Consider the following 277-nt stretch of genomic DNA (forward strand, 5'->3'; position numbering starts at 1 on the left):
CCTGCATTTCATGAAAACGGTCCATCGACGCCCCTTGCTGGTTACTGTGATTGCAGACCCGCCGCCGCGCGCCGCCTGAATACCTCGCCGCCCAGCGTGACCCGGGCGATCGCTGCGATGGAACAACGCATCGACGCCCCTTGCTGGTTACTGTGATTGCAGACCCGCCGCCGTGCGCGGCATGCCGATGAAACCCGGCAGTGCTTCGATGCTGGCGAGCCAGGCGCGTACCTGAGGATAGTCGGCCAGCGACACGTTGCCTTCCGGCGCATGGGCC

1 protein-coding gene and 1 pseudogene are annotated in these 277 nt (G+C 65.3%); one reads left to right on the plus strand and one right to left on the minus strand.

The genetic code is table 11. The features are described 5' to 3' along the window. Positions 1-156, plus strand: a 156-nt coding sequence (locus AC0L3U_RS39330; protein ID WP_473365111.1) for a helix-turn-helix domain-containing protein, incomplete at its 5' end; no start/stop codon positions are given. On the opposite strand, the pseudogene AC0L3U_RS39335 reads toward AC0L3U_RS39330, so the two are convergent. Next, positions 148-277, minus strand: a pseudogene (locus AC0L3U_RS39335) (glutathione S-transferase); the annotation flags it as partial. The gene AC0L3U_RS39330 and the pseudogene AC0L3U_RS39335 sit on opposite strands and share 9 nt — an antisense overlap.

Source organism: Bradyrhizobium sp. Kon69, assembly GCF_055807515.1.